Source organism: Streptomyces sp. NPDC005706, assembly GCF_040631045.1.
In the GTDB taxonomy this organism is placed as follows: Bacteria; Actinomycetota; Actinomycetes; order Streptomycetales; family Streptomycetaceae; genus Streptomyces.
This window is the reverse complement of sequence record NZ_JBEXYS010000022.1, coordinates 49,391-64,171: the sequence shown is the minus strand read 5'-3', so window position 1 is coordinate 64,171 and position 14,781 is coordinate 49,391. Positions and strand designations below refer to the sequence as shown.

General features: G+C 72.1%; 17 protein-coding genes and 1 pseudogene. 16 read left to right on the top strand and 2 right to left on the bottom strand.

Annotation, left to right across the window (positions count from 1 at the left end; all coding sequences use genetic code 11):
* Position 1 precedes the first annotated feature (1 nt).
* The 14 genes and pseudogenes from ABZ478_RS28075 (at position 2) to ABZ478_RS28010 (ending at position 10,738) form a co-directional block, all read left to right on the top strand.
* On the top strand, positions 2–328 hold the full coding sequence (locus tag ABZ478_RS28075; protein ID WP_359553496.1) for a TcmI family type II polyketide cyclase: 327 nt from the start codon (positions 2–4) through the stop codon (positions 326–328).
* 88 nt (positions 329–416) lie between these two features.
* Positions 417–821 (top strand): cupin domain-containing protein, encoded by a 405-nt coding sequence (locus ABZ478_RS28070; RefSeq protein WP_359553494.1) that lies wholly within the window; start codon positions 417–419, stop codon positions 819–821.
* Complete coding sequence (locus ABZ478_RS28065; protein ID WP_358934507.1) at positions 818–2,095, top strand: beta-ketoacyl-[acyl-carrier-protein] synthase family protein; 1,278 nt, start codon at positions 818–820, stop codon at positions 2,093–2,095. The genes ABZ478_RS28070 and ABZ478_RS28065 overlap by 4 nt, the downstream gene beginning before the upstream one ends.
* A complete protein-coding gene (locus tag ABZ478_RS28060; protein ID WP_359553492.1) occupies positions 2,088–3,338 on the top strand; it encodes a ketosynthase chain-length factor in 1,251 nt (416 codons plus the stop codon). Before ABZ478_RS28065 ends, ABZ478_RS28060 begins: the two co-directional genes overlap by 8 nt.
* Positions 3,335–3,571: pseudogene (locus ABZ478_RS28055) on the top strand (acyl carrier protein); the annotation flags it as partial. The gene ABZ478_RS28060 and the pseudogene ABZ478_RS28055, both read left to right, overlap by 4 nt.
* A 39-nt stretch (positions 3,572–3,610) precedes the next feature.
* Positions 3,611–4,108, top strand: coding sequence for an SRPBCC family protein (locus ABZ478_RS28050; protein ID WP_359553547.1), 498 nt, complete (start codon positions 3,611–3,613; stop codon positions 4,106–4,108).
* On the top strand, positions 4,105–4,851 hold the full coding sequence (locus ABZ478_RS28045) for an SDR family NAD(P)-dependent oxidoreductase (protein WP_359553490.1): 747 nt from the start codon (positions 4,105–4,107) through the stop codon (positions 4,849–4,851). The genes ABZ478_RS28050 and ABZ478_RS28045 overlap by 4 nt, the downstream gene beginning before the upstream one ends.
* Positions 4,852–4,872: 21 nt before the next feature.
* Positions 4,873–5,196 carry an antibiotic biosynthesis monooxygenase family protein gene (locus ABZ478_RS28040; RefSeq protein WP_358934513.1) on the top strand — a complete coding sequence of 108 codons (324 nt, stop codon included), beginning with the start codon at positions 4,873–4,875 and terminating at the stop codon, positions 5,194–5,196.
* Positions 5,193–5,513 carry an antibiotic biosynthesis monooxygenase family protein gene (locus ABZ478_RS28035; protein ID WP_358934515.1) on the top strand — a complete coding sequence of 107 codons (321 nt, stop codon included), beginning with the start codon at positions 5,193–5,195 and terminating at the stop codon, positions 5,511–5,513. Before ABZ478_RS28040 ends, ABZ478_RS28035 begins: the two co-directional genes overlap by 4 nt.
* 13 nt (positions 5,514–5,526) lie before the next feature.
* The gene (locus tag ABZ478_RS28030) at positions 5,527–6,762 is read left to right on the top strand and encodes an FAD-dependent monooxygenase (RefSeq protein ID WP_359553489.1); all 1,236 of its coding nucleotides are present in this window, start codon (positions 5,527–5,529) and stop codon (positions 6,760–6,762) included.
* A gap of 8 nt (positions 6,763–6,770) precedes the next feature.
* Positions 6,771–7,235: an anthrone oxygenase family protein gene (locus ABZ478_RS28025; protein ID WP_358934519.1), complete on the top strand. Its 465-nt coding sequence runs from the start codon at positions 6,771–6,773 to the stop codon at positions 7,233–7,235.
* A 109-nt stretch (positions 7,236–7,344) separates the two neighbouring features.
* A complete protein-coding gene (locus tag ABZ478_RS28020) occupies positions 7,345–8,178 on the top strand; it encodes an SDR family oxidoreductase (RefSeq protein ID WP_359553487.1) in 834 nt (277 codons plus the stop codon).
* Positions 8,179–8,298: 120 nt separating this feature from the next.
* Positions 8,299–8,844 carry a cupin domain-containing protein gene (locus ABZ478_RS28015; protein ID WP_359553486.1) on the top strand — a complete coding sequence of 182 codons (546 nt, stop codon included), beginning with the start codon at positions 8,299–8,301 and terminating at the stop codon, positions 8,842–8,844.
* Between the two features lie 190 nt (positions 8,845–9,034).
* Positions 9,035–10,738, top strand: coding sequence for a tryptophan 7-halogenase (locus ABZ478_RS28010; RefSeq protein ID WP_359553484.1), 1,704 nt, complete (start codon positions 9,035–9,037; stop codon positions 10,736–10,738).
* Positions 10,739–10,843: 105 nt separating this feature from the next.
* Here ABZ478_RS28010 and ABZ478_RS28005 read toward each other — a convergent pair whose 3' ends face one another.
* Together ABZ478_RS28005 and ABZ478_RS28000 are read right to left on the bottom strand one after the other, a co-directional pair.
* Positions 10,844–11,293, bottom strand: a complete 450-nt coding sequence (locus tag ABZ478_RS28005) for a nitroreductase family deazaflavin-dependent oxidoreductase (protein ID WP_359553482.1) — start codon at positions 11,291–11,293, stop codon at positions 10,844–10,846.
* Positions 11,294–11,298: 5 nt separating this feature from the next.
* Entirely contained in the window at positions 11,299–12,084 is a 786-nt protein-coding gene (locus ABZ478_RS28000; RefSeq protein WP_359553481.1) for an SDR family oxidoreductase, read from the bottom strand.
* A gap of 237 nt (positions 12,085–12,321) precedes the next feature.
* Here ABZ478_RS28000 and ABZ478_RS27995 point away from each other — a divergent pair, with 237 nt between their 5' ends.
* Entirely contained in the window at positions 12,322–13,599 is a 1,278-nt protein-coding gene (locus ABZ478_RS27995; protein ID WP_359553480.1) for an acyltransferase, read from the top strand.
* Positions 13,596–14,666: a methyltransferase gene (locus ABZ478_RS27990; RefSeq protein WP_359553479.1), complete on the top strand. Its 1,071-nt coding sequence runs from the start codon at positions 13,596–13,598 to the stop codon at positions 14,664–14,666. The genes ABZ478_RS27995 and ABZ478_RS27990 overlap by 4 nt, the downstream gene beginning before the upstream one ends.
* Positions 14,667–14,781: the final 115 nt, after the last annotated feature.

Below are 14,781 nucleotides of genomic sequence, written 5' to 3'. Positions count from 1 at the left end.
AATGCGCAGCACTCTCATCGTGGCTCGCATGAAGCCGTCCGCCGAATCTGACGTGAAGCGCATCTTCGCCGAATCCGACTCCGGCGAACTTCCCCATCTGATCGGCGTGAAGGAACGCAGGCTGTTTCGCTTCCACGATCTCTACATGCATTACATGGCGTCCGACGAGGACGTGCGCGGACCGATCTCCGAAATGAAGGGGCACGAGCTCTTCGCCTCTGTCAGCGAGCGGCTGAGCCCCTACATCGCGGCTTACGCCCCGGAGACGTGGCGCGGCCCTCAGGACGCCATGGCCCAGGAGTTCTACACCTGGCGCGCGGAGGGCTGAGGCAACCCGCGCCCGCACGGCCCGGCGACGACGCGTCACCGGTTGGGGGGCCCGCACCGCCGGTGCGGGACAGCGAGAGGAGGCTGGCGTGGCCAGCGAAGGAATGACCAAGATCGCGGTGAAGGACGTCGAGTCGAACCGGCGCCGGGGCGGTGACCTGCGCACGCTGCTCAGCCCGGCCACCGCACAGGCCACCGCGGGCTTCATGGGGGTGCTCACTCTCCAGCCGGGCGAGGTCGTCACCGAGCACTACCACCCGTACTCCGAGGAGTTCCTGTACCTGGTCAGCGGGAACCTGCTGGCGAGGATCGACGGGGAGCCCGTCCCGCTCGCCTCGGGTGAGGCGCTGCATCTGCAGATCAACGTCCGTCACCGGCTGGAGAACCACGGCACGGAGCCGGCCTTCATGGTCTTCCAGCTGGGCCCGCTGGCGCCCCGTCCCGAGCTGGGGCACGTCGACACCGAGCCCCTGCCGGGCCAGGAGCCGGCGTGACCCGGCGCAGGGCCGTCATCACCGGGATCGGGGTCGTGGCTCCGGGCGACACCGGCACCAAGGCCTTCTGGCAGCTGCTGACCGACGGCCGTACCGCCACCCGCGCCATCTCCCACTTCGACGCCTCGGCCTACCGCTCGAGGATCGCGGCGGAGTGCGACTTCGACGGCACCGCCGCGGGGCTCGCCCCCGAGGAGGTCGAACGCATGGACCGGGCCGCGCAGTTCGCCGTGGTCGCCGCGCGGGAGGCGCTGACGGACAGCGGTGCGGTGACCGAACGGGTGCCGCCGCACCGCATCGGCGTCTCGATCGGCAGCGCGGTGGGTGCCACCAGCACGCTGGAGCAGCAGTACGTCAAGGTCAGCGACCGCGGCGACAACTGGGTCGTGGACGCCTCGAACCCGTACCCGCACCTGTACGGGGCGCTGGTTCCGGGCACGCTCGCCGCCGAGGTGGCGTGGACCGCCGGTGCCCAGGGGCCGGTCCGGGTGGTGTCGACGGGCTGCACCTCGGGGCTCGACTCCGTGGCCCAGGGCGCCCAGTTCATCGAGGACGGGTCGGCGGACGTCGTCCTGGCCGGCGCCACCGAGGCGCCCATCTCGCCGATCACCGTCGCCTGTTTCGACGCGATCAGGGCGACCTCGCCCAACAACGCGGACCCCGCTCACGCCTCGCGGCCCTTCGACCGCGACCGGGACGGCTTCGTGCTCGGCGAGGGCGCGGCCGTACTGGTGCTGGAGGACGAGGAGTCGGCGCGGCGCCGGGGGGCGCGCGTGTACTGCGAGGTGGCGGGATACGCGCAGCGCAGCAACGCGTTCCACATGACCGGGCTGCGCCCGGACGGCAAGGAGCTGGCCGAGGCGGTACGGGTGGCGCTGGACCGCGCACGGGTGCCGGCCGATGCCGTGGACTACGTCAACGCCCATGGTTCGGGCACCCGCCAGAACGACAAGCACGAGACGGCCGCGGTGAAGGTCTCGCTCGGCGAGCACGCGTACCGGGTCCCGATGAGCTCGATCAAGTCGATGGTGGGTCACTCCCTCGGTGCGATCGGTGCCCTGGAGGTCGCCGCCTGCGCCCTCGCCATCGAGCAGGACACCATCCCGCCCACCGCCAACCTCCATGTCGCCGATCCCGAACTCGGTCTGGACTACGTTCCGCTGACGGCTCGTGAGCAGCGGACCGACACCGTGCTCAGCGTGGGCAGCGGCTTCGGCGGGTTCCAGACGGCGATGGTGCTGACCGCGCCGGGGAAGGCGGGCCGCCATGTCTGACACCGTGACGGCCACGCGCCGTGCGGTGGTCACCGGGATCTCGGCGGTGGCACCGAACGGGGTCGGCGTCAAGGAGTTCCGCGAGGCCGTGCTGGAAGGCCGCGGCGGTCTCGGTCCGGTGACGCACTTCGAGGCGGACGGCTTTCCCGTGCGTACCGTCGGCGAGGTCTTCGGGGACGGCACCCTGCCCGGCGTCGATCCCCGGCTGGCGGTGCAGACCGACCGCTGGAGCCAGTTCGCGCTGCTGGCGGCGGACGAGGCGCTGGCGGACGCCGGCGTGCGTCCGGAGGAGTTCTCCCCGTACGACCTCGGAGTCATCACGGCGTCCTCTTCCGGGGGGAACGCCTTCGGCCAGCGCGAGATCGCGGCCCTGTGGTCGAAGGGGCCGCGGCACGTCGGCCCGTACCAGTCGATCGCCTGGTTCTACGCGGCCACCACCGGCCAGCTGTCCATCCGGCACGGCATGAAGGGACCGTGCGGTGTCGCCGTGGCCGAGCAGGCCGGCGGCCTGGACGCGATCGCGCAGGCCCGCCACGCGCTGCGGCGGGGCGATGCCAGGGCCGTCCTGACCGGCGGCACCGAGGCGCCGCTGAGCCCCTACGCGCTGACCTGCCAGATCACCTCCGGGCGGCTGAGCGACAGCGCGGACCCGGAGCGTGCCTACCTGCCGTTCGACGCGGCCGCCCGGGGCCATGTGCCCGGTGAGGGCGGAGCGATCCTCGTGCTGGAGGACGAGGAGAGCGCGCGCGAGCGCGGCGTCGAGACGCCGTACGGAGAGATCGCCGGTCACGGGGCCACCTTCGACCCCGCTCCCGGCACACCGGGGGCCGGGACCGGCGACGCGCTGCGCCGGGCCGTCCTGCTCGCCCTGGCCGACGCCCGGGTCCGGCCGGACGAGGTCGACGTCGTCTTCGCGGACGCGGCCGGCACGCCCGGACTCGACCGGGCCGAGGCGGACTGCCTGGCCGAGGTCTTCGGGCCGTGCGCGGTGCCGGTCACGGCGCCCAAGGCGCGCTACGGGCGGCTGTACGCGGGCGGCGCGCCACTCGACGTGGTGACCGCCCTGCTCGCCCTGCGCGAGCAGGTCGTCCCTCCGACCGGGCCGGGTGTGGTGGCGGACGCCTCCTACGGCCTCGACCTCGTGACGCGGCCGCGGCCCGCGCGGCTGCGCACGGCCGTGGTCATCGCCCGCGGCCACGGCGGCTTCAACTCCGCGCTCGTCGTCCGGGCCCTGACCCCATGACGACGCATCAGACGAATCCAGACCCGCGCGACAGCGAAAGGACCCCGCCCATGACCGCGGCGCCCCTTGAGTACGACTTCTTCCTGACCATCGTCGAGCAGTGCACCGGCGTCTCCCGGGACACGCTCCGGACGGACGACCCGACGACGAGCGTCGTCGACCTGGGCATCGACTCGCTGGGCCTGATCAACGTCCTCACCGAGGTGGAGAACCGCTACGACATCCGCCTGGACGCCGAGGGCCTCACCCGCCTCCCGGAGGTCTGTGCCCTGATCAACGAGCAGCTCCGGCCGGCGGCCGCGCGCACCGGGAACAGCATCGTCATCGACGCGCCGTTCGACCTGGTCTGGGAGATGACCAACGACGTGGCGAACTGGCCGAACCTGTTCAGCGAGTACGCCTCGGCCGAGATCCTGGAGCGGCACGGCGACACGGTGCGCTTCCGTCTCGCCCTCCACCCGGAGGCCGACGGCAAGGTCTGGAGCTGGGTCTCCGAGCGCGTCATGGACCGCGCCGGCCGGACGGTCAGGGCGCACCGGGTCGAGACCGGCCCGTTCGCCTTCATGAACATCGACTGGACGTACGTGGAGACCGGCGCCGGTGTGGAGATGCGCTGGGAGCAGGAGTTCCGCATGAAGCCGGACGCCCCGGTGGACGACGCCGCCATGACGGAGCGCATCAACAGGAACTCGAAGATCCAGCTCGCGCTCATCAAGGAGCGCGTGGAGGCGGCCGCCCGCGCCGGCGCGGGTGCGGTGGTGGCCCGATGAGCGGCCTGGACTTCGCTCTCAAGGGCCGGCACGCCCTCGTCACCGGCGGCGCCCGGGGCATCGGGCGGGCCACCGTGCTCGCCCTGGCGGAACAGGGCGCCGCGGTGACGGCCTGCTACGTCCACGAGAGCGAACAGGTCGCGACGCTGCGCGCGGAGCTGGCGCAACTGGGCGCCGACGGCACCCTCGTGCGCTGCGACGTAGCCGATCACGGGCAGGCCGCCCGGCTGTCGGCCGAGGCGTACGAACAGTACGGGCCCATCGACGTCGTCGTGAACAACGCGGGCGTCATCAGCCACCTCCCGCTCACGGACCTGTCTCCCGACGAGTGGCACCGCGTGCTCGACACCAACCTGTCCGGCATGTACCACGTGATCCGCGGGGCACTGCCGCACCTCACCAAGGCCGCCTCGATCGTCAACATCAGCTCCGCGGTGGCCCACCACGGCATGCCGGCCGCCGCCCACTACGTGGCGTCCAAGGCCGGCGTGATGGGCCTCACCCGGGCGCTGGCCAAGGAACTGGGCCCGCGTGGCGTCCGCGTCAACTGCATCGCCTCCGGACTGGTCGAGACGGACCAGATGAAGGCCGTCACCGCCGAGGGCCGGGCCGCCTACGAACAGCGGATCTCGCTGCGCCGGCTCGGCCGGCCGGCGGAGATCGCCGACGCGGTGCTGTTCCTCGCCTCGGACGCCGCCCGCTACGTCACCGGCGCCACGCTCGACGTCGACGGTGGCATCTGACTGACGAGGAGACCGAACGCCGTGCTCCGCACCGTGTTGGAGATGACGGTCCGGGAGGGCTGCGAGGACGCGTTCCGAGCGGCCTGGCTGGAGACCGCGCGGGCCGCCGCGCGACTGCCGGGCTCCGTGGCCCAGTCACTGCTCCGGGACCCGCGCGACCCCAGGACGCACCTGGTGATGGCCGACTGGGCCGACCGGGCAGCCCTCGAGGCCTTCCAGAACGGCCCCGAGAGGGAGCGGCTCAGCGCCCGTCTGGAGCCGTTCCGTGAATCCGCCCGCAAGCACGTGCTCGACGTCGTCGAGCACGTGCCGGGCGCCGCATCGATGAAAGGTGGTCCGTCGTGACCGTACGCATCATGGTTTCCGCCCGGGTCCAGGAGAAGGACCGGGAGGCCTTCGAGGAGGCCTACCGGCAGGTCACCGCCGTGGTCCAGGGCACCCCGGGCCACCTGCGCGACGAGTTGCTGCACGACGCCGAGCAGCCCGGCCGCTACATCCTGCTCGCCGAGTGGGAGAGCGAGCAGGCGTTCCGCGCCTGGGAGGACGCCCCCTCCCACCGCGAGATGGCGGCCCCGATGTACCCGTACTGGAGCGGCGGTGACATCGAGCGGCGCATCTTCGATCTGCGCGCCCGCCTCGACGGCGTGCCGTCCCAGGCCTGAGCGGGTCACTTCCATGGCGACCATCCGCAAGGCCCTGGTGATCGGGGCCGGTATCGGCGGACTCACCACGGCGGCGGGCCTGCTGCGGCAGGGCATCGCGTGCGAGGTCTTCGAGGCGCGTCCGAGCCCCGGCCGGCTGCTGACGGGCGGTGGGTTCATGCTCTGGCACAACGCCTTCCTGGCGCTGCGGCGGATCGGACTCGACGAGGCCGTCGCCGCGGACGCGGTGCGCATGCGCTTCCACGAGTTCCGTTCCGACTCCGGGCGGCGCCTCGCGCGATGGCCGCTGGACGGTCCGACGGAGCAGGCCGGCGCGCCGGCCTGTGCGCTGCGGAGGTCCGTTCTGCACACGGTGCTCACCGAGGCGGTCGGTGAGCACCGGATCCACCTCGGCCGCCGGCTGACCGGCTTCACCGAGGACGCCGACGGAGTCGTCGCGCACTTCGAGGACGGATCCACGGCCCGGGGCGACGTGCTGGTCGGGGCGGACGGCCTGCGCTCCACCGTGCGCGCCGCGATGCGGGGCGGGTTCGAGCGGCCGCCGCGGTACGCCGGCTACACGGCCTGGCAGGCCATCACCCGGCTGCCCGGGGAGTCGCTGGTGCCCACCGGCACGTTCTTCAACCTGTGGGGCAAGGGCGGGCTGCGCTTCCTGTACTGCCGGCTCAACGAGAACGAGGTCTACTGGGACGCCATCACCAGTGACAGGGCGTCGGCCGGTATCGACACCCTGCGTCTCACGCGGGGGGCGGCGCTGTCGGCCGCCTACCGCGACTGGCCGGACCCGATCGGCAGGATCATCTCATCGACGGACGAAGAGGCGATCCTGCCGGTGCCCATCCACGACCGGCCGCCGGCCGGCGGCTGGAGCAAGGGCCGGGTCGTGCTCGTCGGTGACGCCGCCCACCCGATGACCCTCAACCTCAGCCAGGGCGCCGGACAGGCCGTCGAGAGCGGCGTGGTGCTCGCCGACATGCTGGGGCGCTGCGAGCCGGACGCCGTGCCCGCGACGCTGCGTGCCTTCGAGGCGGCGCGTCGTCCCCGAGCCGCGGACATGGTGACGACCTCGTGGCGGATCGGCACGCTGGGGCTGGTGCACTCCGGTCCGCTGTGCCGGCTGCGCGACGTGATGATGTACGCGTTCTTCGACTCGGTCGCGCGTGCCCAGAGCTACTCGCTGATGCTGGACGACCGGCTGGAGCGGGCTCCGCTGCGGACGGCCGAGCCGCTCGGCCACGGGGCGGGGTGAGCCGGCCCGTGCTGGTCGAGTTCCTGGCCGTCGTCCTCGTCCTGTGCACGGGGGTCCTGGCGGGTGCCCTGATCGCGGTGGAGCGCGCCGTCGTGCCCATGCTGCTGCGGCTGCCGCGGCAGACGTGGTCCGACGTGCACCGGCTGCTGGATCCCGGGTTCGACCCGCTGATGCCGACCGTCAACAAGGTGGGCCTGGCAGCGGGTCTGGGCCTCGCCGTACTGGCGCCCGGTGCCGCCGCGAAGACCGTCTTCGCGGCGGCACTGGCCGCGGTGGCCGGCGTCGCCCTGGTGTCGGAGCTGCGCAACGTCCGGATGAACCGGCGGATCGACGACTGGGCCGCGGCCGGGGAGATCCCCGACGACTGGGACACGCTGCGCGCCCGCTGGGCGCGTGCCAACCGGCTGCGGACGCTCTTCGCCGCCCTCGCGTTCTGCGTCACGCTCGGCGGCTGCTGGCTGGTGTGGGCCTGAGCGGGCGCCGCGGGTCCTCCCGGCCCCGTCCGTTGCCCGCCCGCGCTTCGTTTCCGTACTCCGTCCTCCTGACGACGAGTACCCGTTCCCGATGTGAGGAGCTGATCCGGTGAACCCGGCACACATGGAGCCCGAACCGCACACGTCCGAGCCCGGGGCCGCCGGGCGGACGCCCGAACCCCCCGAGTTCCAGGGCCGGGTCGCCCTGGTCACGGGCGCCGCCCGCGGCATCGGCGCGGCCACCGCGCGCATCCTGGCGGCCCGCGGTGCCCGGGTCGCGGTCAACTACCACAAGAGCGCGGACCGGGCCGAGGAGGTCGTGGCCGCGATCCGGCAGCGCGGCGGGGATGCGGTGGCCGTCCAGGGTGACGTCACCGACCCCGACGGGGTGTCGGCTCTGGTCGGGTCCGTCGGGGCCGAACTGGGCCCGGTCGACGTCCTGGTGCTCAACGCCGCCGGCCTGGGCGCCCACGAGGCGCGCATCGCCCCGGCCGCCGACCTGGCCTGGGAGGACCTCGAGCACGTGGTGAACCAGCAGCTCAAGGCGCTGTTCCTGTGCGTGCGCGCGGTGCTGCCGGAGATGACCGCCCGGGGCGGCGGCTCGGTGGTGGCGGTCGGGGCGGCGCTCGCCCGCCGGCCGGCGCCGCGGTTCCTGCCGCTCACCGTGGCCAAGGCCGGTGTCGAGGCCGCCGTGCGCACCCTGGCCCTGGAGGCGGGCCCGCACGGGGTGCGGGTCAACGCGGTGGAGCCGAACCTCGTTCTCACCGAACTCGCCCGCTTCATCCCCGAGGAGCAGCGCCGGGCCGCCGCCGAGCGCGCCGCGCTGCGGCGCAACGGCACTCCGGAGGACATCGCCGAGGTCATCGCGTTCCTCGCCTCGGAGCGCGCCGCGTACCTGACGGGCAGCTGCCTCGTCGCGGACGGCGGCACGGCGCTCGCCTGACCGGGCCGGCGCCCGCCGCCTTCGGATTTTCCCCGTCTTTATCAGCGCCTTTGCGGCCGCTGATTGCCTGTCACCACGGTTGCCGTCCGCTTCGGACGACCCCAGCGAGAGGAATGAACCTTGTCGAAGACCGAACGGAAGGTCGTCAGCCGCGACGACGTCGAACCCGTCTGCTGGTTCGGTGAGGAGGGCCGGTTCCTGCTGCGCAAGGAGGACACCGGCGGGCTGTACAGCTTCTACCAGATCACCACTCAGCCGGGCAGCGGCCCGCCGCTGCACGTCCACGAGAGCGCCGACGAGGCGTTCTTCGTCAGCGAGGGCACCTACGAGTTCGAGGTCGGCGGGGTCACCGAGACGATCGGTGAGGGCACCGTGATCTACGGCCCGCGCGGGGTGCCGCACCGTTTCCTCAACATCGGTGACGAGCCGGGCCGGCTCCTCGTCATCGCGACACCCGGTGGTGTGGAGAACTTCTTCATCGGCCTGTCCGAGCTCGTCTCGGGCGGCGGCATGCCGGACTGGGAGAAGATGCAGCAGCTCGCCAACGACAACGAGATGCGCGGGTTCATGCCGAAGCCGGGCGCACGCGGCGACCTCGGCGGTCCGCCTGCCGGGCTGCACGGCCGCCCCGGCGGCGCACCGGCCGGCGCGCCGTCCCGCGGCTGACCGCCCGGCCCCCGGGCCGCGCCGCCGCCTCCCGGCGCCGGCCGTCCCGCGCGTCCACCGCCGCGGGCCGCACACCCCCGGCCGGGGCAGCGCGCCGTTCCGCGCCGCCCCGGCCGGCCCCGTTCCCCTCCGGCGCACTTCCGGCGCCGCCCCACCGCTTCCAGTCCGACCAGTCCGACCAGGAGGACACATGCCCGGACAACCCTCCGGCGACCGCGCCGGTCTGCGGCTCGCCGCGCCGGCCCCGCACGACGTGATCATTCTGGGTTCCGGCATCGCCGGGTCGACCCTGGGGGCCATCCTGGCTAAGCAGGGCGTCTCCGTCCTCCTCCTCGACGGCGGCACCCATCCCCGGTTCGCCGTGGGCGAGTCGACGACGCTCTACACCCTGAAGGTCTTCCGGCTGCTCGCCCGCCGCTACGGCGTTCCCGAGCTGGAGTCGCTGACCTCCACCGACGGCATCCGCGACGACATCGCGCCGACGTCGGGTACCAAGCGGCACTTCGGGTTCATCCGGCACGAGGAGGGCAAGGAACCGGATCCCGCCGAGTTCCTGCAGTTCAGCCCGCCGTCCAAGGCTCTGCAGACCGGCCACCTGTTCCGTCAGGACACCGACGCGTATCTCTTCCACACCGCCATCCGCTACGGCTGCGACGTCCGGCAGGCGTTCCGTGTCGAGGATGTCGAGCTGGCGGCGGACCACGTCGCGGTGACCGGCCCGAACGGCGAGCGGTACGAGGGCCGTTACCTGGTGGACGCCAGCGGTTTCCGGTCACCGATCGCCGGCAAGCTCGGGCTGCGCCGGCCGCCGGAGGCGCTCGAGCACCACTCCCGTTCCATGTTCACCCACATGCTGGGCGTACGGCCGACCGACGAATGCCTGCGCGTGGGCCCCGAGGACGCGCCGCCGATCCCGTGGGTCGAGGGCACCATGCACCACCTCTTCGATCGCGGCTGGTTCTGGTCGATCCCGTTCAACAACACCTCGGGATCGAGGAATCCGCTGGTCAGCGTCGGGCTGACGCTCGACGAGCGGATGTACCCGAAGAACAACGACATCTCCCCGGAGCAGGAGTTCCGCGAGTTCGCCTCGCGCTTCCCCGCGGTGGAGCGGCTGTTCGCGGACGCGCGCACCGTACGGCCCTGGGTGTCGGCCGACCGGATCCAGTACTCCTCGACGAAGTCCGTGGGTCACCGCTGGTGCCTGATGTCGCACGCGGCCGGGTTCATCGACCCGCTGTACTCGCGCGGCCTCACCAACACCGGCGAGGTGGTCAACTCGCTCGCGTGGCGGCTGCTGGACGCGCTGGCCGAGGACGACTTCGACGAGGAGCGCTTCGCTTACGTCGACGAGCTCCAGCAGGGGCTGATCCGGTACAACGACGAACTGGTCAACTGCTCCTTCGTCTCCTTCCAGGACCACTCGCTGTGGAACGCCGTCTACCGCGTCTGGTGCGCCGCCGAGGTACCGATCAACCTGCGCTTCGACCGCTTCACCGAACGCTTCACGGAGTCCGGTGACGACAGCGTGCTGCGCGCGATGGAGAAGGCGGACCACCCGGGACTGCCCGTCCCCGGATCCCACGGCTACAAGGCGCTGTTCGACGACATGGTGCGCGTCTGCCGGGCGGTGGACCGGGGCGAGCGGACGGCCGCCGACGCGGGCGCCGAGCTGCTGAAGACGGTGGTCGGGGCGCCGGTGGTGCTGGACCACCTGGGGCTGCGCGACCCCGAGTGCCGGTTCGTCTTCCCCATGCCCGACGATCTGCGGCGGATGGCGAAGTGGCTGCGCCACGAGGGTCCCGACGAGCTGCGCTACCTCATCACCGGGGTCGACGGTCACGGTGCGCCGCTGCCGGCCGAGCCGGACACCGAGAAGGCACTGCCGCACTGACCCGGAAGAACGCGGACACAGCGGTGAGCGGGCGGACCCCACGGATTCGTGGGAGCCGCCCGCTCACCGCTGTGCGCGGCCCGCGGGCGCGCCGCGGGCCGCGCCTCAGGGCGTGCGGGGAACGACGCGGAAGACGGGGCAGCGCGCCGCGGCCGCCGCGAAGTGCTCCGGGGATCCGGACTCGACCAGCCCGTTGCGTACGAACGCGGCGACGCCCCGCGGTACTTGGCCGGGGAACTCGCGCAGGACGCGGCCCCGCTCCTCCTCCGGCAGCTCGACGAGGTCCACCTCCTGCGAGTGCCGGCCCCGGGTCAGCACCCCGTGTCCCGCGGCCCGGGCGTTCCTGACCCAGTCGGACCGCGGGTACGCCTGCGCGATGTAGCGGGTGCCGTCGACGACCACCGGGGCCACGGGACTGGTCCGGGGCAGGCCGCTGCGGCGGCCGGGCACCGTGAGCAGGTGCATGGGGCCGAACGGGAGCCCGAGCCGGTGGAAGAGGATGACGACCTTGTTGCGGGCCCTGTGCCGGGGCGACAGGGAGCGCTGCGCGGCCATGCGGGTCACCTCTCGTGGACGCGTCGTGTGATGGCCCGCACCACGGACCTCGGCATCGCCCGCATGAGGGGCAGCCTGATCCGGTAGGCCAGCCCCGGCACGGTGGACGTCCGCCCCTCGGCCACCGCCTCCAGGCCGGCCGCTGCCACCTGCTCTGCCGTCAGCCACTTCATACTGGGCAGCGCCTCCGTCGGCACTCCGGCGGCCTCGTGGAACCCGGAGCGGGTCAGGCCCGTGTGCACGGTGGTGACGTGGACGCCGTGGCGGGCGACCTCCATGGCCAGGCTCTCGCCCAGTGACGACAGGAAGGCCTTGGAGGCGGCGTACGTCGCGGAGCGCGGCTTGGGCAGGACGGCGACGAGCGAGGAGACGTTCACTATGCCGCCGGCGCCGCGGGCGATCATGCCCGGCAGGCAGGCACGGGACAGGCGCAGGGGGACGACCGCGTTGAGCACCGCCGTGTGCAGCTCGCGTTCGGCGGGCAGCTCCGCGAAGTAACCGGAGCCGCTGGAACCGGCGTTGTTGACCAGGAGCTCCACCGGCCGCTCGGGGTCGGTGAGCCGTTCCTCGGCTACCGCCAGCTGCTTGTCGTCGGTGAGGTCGAGCCGGAGCACCTCCACGGTGACGCCGTGCGCGGACTCCAGGTCGCTCGCGAGCCGCTCGAGCAGATGTCCCCGCCTCGCCACGAGGACGAGATCGACCCCCTTCTGGGCGAGGAGTCCGGCGAACCCCTCACCGATTCCGCTCGACGCCCCGGTCACCATCGCCGAGGCGTACGGAAATCGCCGCATGACATTCCTCGAATCTCTTCGGAAATACGACTGGATACGCCTCGACACATTAGCTTCCGAAGCAGGTGACGAGCCAGTGAATGGCGGACTTGAAACAGGTCCGCGGGACGGGTTTATTCGGCCTTAAGCGAGGGTTCATCGACCGGTGGTGAAATACTTCCGCACGATTGGCCGGCTTCGAGAGTCCGCCGCCCGCACCACGTCCCCGTCCCCGTCGAAATGGCTGGTGTCGTCTCCATGAATCCCTCCGCGCAAACGCGGAATTCACAGTCCCCGACGGCTCTCGCGTCCGGCGGTACGGCCGACCGGCTGCCCTCCCTCACCGGCCTGCGCTGGATCGCGGCCCTCGCCGTCTTCCTCAACCACGTCGCCACCCTGCTGCCGCTGCCCGATGCCAGGCCGGTGCTGATCCTGGGCTCCTCCGGCGTGACGTTCTTCTTCGTGCTGTCCGGCTTCGTCCTCACCTGGACGTACACGGCGGGCGACCGGGCAATGCCGTTCTACGGCCGCCGGTTCGCCCGCGTCTGGCCGATGCTGCTGGTGGGCGTGCTGGTGCCGCTGTTCCTGCAGCTGCCCGACGCGGCGCCGGGCCAGGGCCACGACCTGGAGCTCATGGCGCTCTCCGCGGTGCTGCTGTACCAGGCGTGGGTGCCCGGCCACATCCTGGGCAGCACGAACCCGGTGACCTGGTCCCTCGCCTGCGAGGCGTTCTTCTACGCCCTTTTCCCGTTCGTCGTGAGGTTCACGGTGCGCCGGTCGGTGCGCTGGCTCGGCGGGGCGGCCGTGGCCCTGGTGCTGGTGGGCTGGGGCATCAAGCTGTGGCTGTGGGACGCCTATCCGCCGCAGATCCCTCCGGCGTTCACGGGCGTGGACGGCCTGATCTTCGGCGTCTACTCGCCGATCGCCCGGGTCTGGGAGTTCCTCCTCGGCGTGGTCGCGGCGGCCGCCCTGCGCAAGGGCCGGCGCCTGCCGCTGAGCGTGGCCTCGGCCACCGCCCTGCTCGCCGGCGGCTTCCTCGCCCTGTGGGTGCTGCGTTTCGAGACCTGGCGTTTGTTCACCATCTACGACGCCCTGCCCCAGTTCACCGCTCCGCTGTTCGCGCTGCTGGTGGTCACCGTGGCCCAGCGGGACATGGCCGGCGGCCGGTCGTGGCTGAGGACGAAGCCGATGGTGGCGCTCGGCGAATGGTCGTACGCGTTCTACCTTCTGCACTTCACCGTGCTTTTCGAGATCGCCTCCGCGGTGTTCGACAGGAAGAGCGTCATGGAGTTCTACACGCGTCCTGCCGCGGCGAGCTGGTCGAATGCCGGATACGCGGCGCTCGCGCTTGTCATCAGCGTCGCGATCGCCGCACTTCTGTACCAGTTCTACGAGCGCCCCGTGGAGCGCCGGCTGCGTCTGCGGATCGGACGGCGGGATCCACGGATTCCGGCCTCCGGCCTTCCGTCGGCGGCCTCCGGGAAACCACGCGCCGAAAGCGGTGACGGGCCGAGGAAAGAGGTTCGGCAGGCATGACGTCGACAGAATTCGAAACGGACGCGGCCGCCCTGCGGCGGTCCCGGCGGACCGGGGAACAGCCGCTGGAGGACCCGTTCGACGTGATGTTCGTCGGATGGTCCTTCTTCCGGAGCAAGCTCCTGACCGCGGCGATGGAGCTGCGGGTCTTCTCGATCCTGGGCGAAGGCTCGCTGGAGGGAGCGGAGCTGGCCGGCCGGGCGGGGCTGCACCCGCGCGCCGGCCAGGTCTTCCTCGACGCGCTGGCCGCCGTCGGTCTCCTGGTGCGGCAGGACGGCCGCTACCGCAACAGCCCCGGCACCCTGCGGCACCTGCTGCCGGACCGCGACGGATTCGTGGGCGGCTTCCTGCGGATGACCACCGAACTCATGGGCAGTGACCAGGAGTCCTTCACCGGACTGCTGCGTGGCGGCACCGCCCGCGGCCAGGGCGCCGGCGGCGAGGTCCCGTTCACGAAGATCTTCCACGACCCTGAGCGGCTGCGTCAGTTCCTGTCCGCCATGGACAGCTTCAGCGGAGCCGTCGGGGCGGAACTGGCGGAGGTCTTCGACTGGTCGCGGGTGGCGTCGTTCAGCGATGTCGGCGGTGCCCGCGGCAACCTGGCGGCGCACCTCGCGGCCGCCCATCCCGGTCTGACCGGCACCGTGCTGGACCGGCCGTCCATGGCCGAGCACTTCGACCGGCTCGTGTCCGAGCGTGGCGTCGGGGAGCGACTGCGCTTCGTCGGGGCCGACTTCTTCCAGGCCGAACTGCCGCGCGCGGACGTCGTCATCCTCGGCGGCGTGCTGCACGACTGGCCGATGGGGCAGCGTGCGACCCTGCTGCGCAAGGCGTACGACGCCGTCCACGACGGGGGCTGGGTGATCGTGTACGACACGATGCTGGACGACGAGCGGCGCGAGGCGGACAGCCTGATGCTCAGCCTCATCATGATGCTGCAGTCCGCTCAGGCCGGCGGTTTCACGCCGGCCGAGTGCGGCGCGTGGATGACGGACGCGGGTTTCGCGGTCGAGCGAACGGTCCGGCTGCCCGCCCTGACGACGGCGGTGGTCGGGCGCAAGATCTGACGGAAACGGCGAACCGAACATCCGCTGCCGGACCGGCGATCGGCCCGGCAGCGGATGTTCGGCACGTCCTCCCGACGGCTCGCACTACGGCGGAAAGCCGGCCACAGTCCTGCAT

Bases quoted from the DNA above. Each gene is read 5' to 3' on its own strand.
- ABZ478_RS28075 (WP_359553496.1), top strand. From the start codon at position 2: ATGCGCAGCACTCTCATCGTGGCTCGCATGAAGCCGTCCGCCGAATCT.
- ABZ478_RS28060 (WP_359553492.1), top strand. From the start codon at position 2,088: ATGTCTGACACCGTGACGGCCACGCGCCGTGCGGTGGTCACCGGGATC.
- ABZ478_RS28045 (WP_359553490.1), top strand. From the start codon at position 4,105: ATGAGCGGCCTGGACTTCGCTCTCAAGGGCCGGCACGCCCTCGTCACC.
- ABZ478_RS28030 (WP_359553489.1), top strand. From the start codon at position 5,527: ATGGCGACCATCCGCAAGGCCCTGGTGATCGGGGCCGGTATCGGCGGA.
- ABZ478_RS28010 (WP_359553484.1), top strand. From the start codon at position 9,035: ATGCCCGGACAACCCTCCGGCGACCGCGCCGGTCTGCGGCTCGCCGCG.
- ABZ478_RS28005 (WP_359553482.1), bottom strand. From the start codon at position 11,293: ATGGCCGCGCAGCGCTCCCTGTCGCCCCGGCACAGGGCCCGCAACAAG.
- ABZ478_RS28000 (WP_359553481.1), bottom strand. From the start codon at position 12,084: ATGCGGCGATTTCCGTACGCCTCGGCGATGGTGACCGGGGCGTCGAGC.
- ABZ478_RS27995 (WP_359553480.1), top strand. From the start codon at position 12,322: ATGAATCCCTCCGCGCAAACGCGGAATTCACAGTCCCCGACGGCTCTC.
- ABZ478_RS27990 (WP_359553479.1), top strand. From the start codon at position 13,596: ATGACGTCGACAGAATTCGAAACGGACGCGGCCGCCCTGCGGCGGTCC.